The sequence below is a fragment of the bacterium endosymbiont of Bathymodiolus sp. 5 South genome, from assembly GCF_900128535.1.
GTDB lineage: Bacteria > Pseudomonadota > Gammaproteobacteria > PS1 > Pseudothioglobaceae > Thiodubiliella.
In genome coordinates, this window is the sequence record NZ_FQTR01000379.1 from 1 (window position 1) to 1,012 (window position 1,012).

Sequence of the window (1,012 nt, forward strand, 5' to 3'; positions counted from 1 at the left end):
CTATGAACAAGGCGCTTGGTGGCAGGTTGATCTAGGCGGTCAAAAAAACATCAAGCAAATCATTATCTACAACCGCACTGATTGTTGTGCAAATAGACTAAGCAACTACCAAGTTAGTATTTCTAATAAAGCAGACTTCAGCACCCATATCTATCAACAAGACTTTCATGTCGCACCCAATCCTAAAAAAATCATTCAATTGGACGCATCAGGCAAACAAGGTCGCTATGTTAGAATCCAGTTGCTTGATAAGGATTATCTGTCTCTAGCAGAAGTTCAGGTTATGGGTGTTGATCCTTTGCGTTTTGCTGAGGTGGATTTCTCTAGTGCCCTGAATAATTTTGATGGGGTTAATAATGCACCAAATTATGCTAACTTTGCCGCTTTTGCCACCCTTAAAGCCGATGGGTCAATCATGGCGTGGGGTAGTCCGTATGCTGGAGGCGCAGGTGCGCCTTCTGGTAGCGGCTATACCGAGATTTATTCAACTGGGATTGCCTTTGCCGCCCTTAAAACCGATGGTTCAATCACGGCGTGGGGTAACTCGGATTCTGGAGGTGCAGGTGCACCCTCTGGTAGCGGCTATACCAAGATTTATTCAACTGTGCAAGCCTTTGCCATCCTTAAAACCGATGGCTCAATCACGGCGTGGGGTGACCCAGATTCTGGAGGTGCAGGTGCACCCTCTGGTAGTGGCTATACCAAGATTTATTCAACTGGGATTGCCTTTGCCGCCCTTAAAACCGATGGCTCAATCACGGCGTGGGGTAGTTCAGATGCTGGCGGCACAGGTGCACCCTCTGGTAGCGGCTATACTAAGATTTATTCAACTGTGGGTGCCTTTGCCGCCGTTAAAGCTAACGGATCAATCACAGCATGGGGTGATCCGGGTAGTGGAGGACTCACCCCTACATCCGATTAAATATAGGCTAGTATCAACTTAAAGTTTTTAATCATTATTTTTGAAAATGAAAAACATGACAAATGCACTCAACAAACTAACTAAACTCCT

Annotated in this window: 1 protein-coding gene; it reads left to right on the forward strand. The window is 45.8% G+C overall.

Translation table 11 applies throughout. The annotated features are described in order from the left end of the window. On the forward strand, window positions 1–922 hold a 922-nt coding region (locus BBROOKSOX_RS11620; protein ID WP_139662037.1), incomplete at its 5' end, for a discoidin domain-containing protein. Window positions 923–1,012 lie beyond the last annotated feature (90 nt).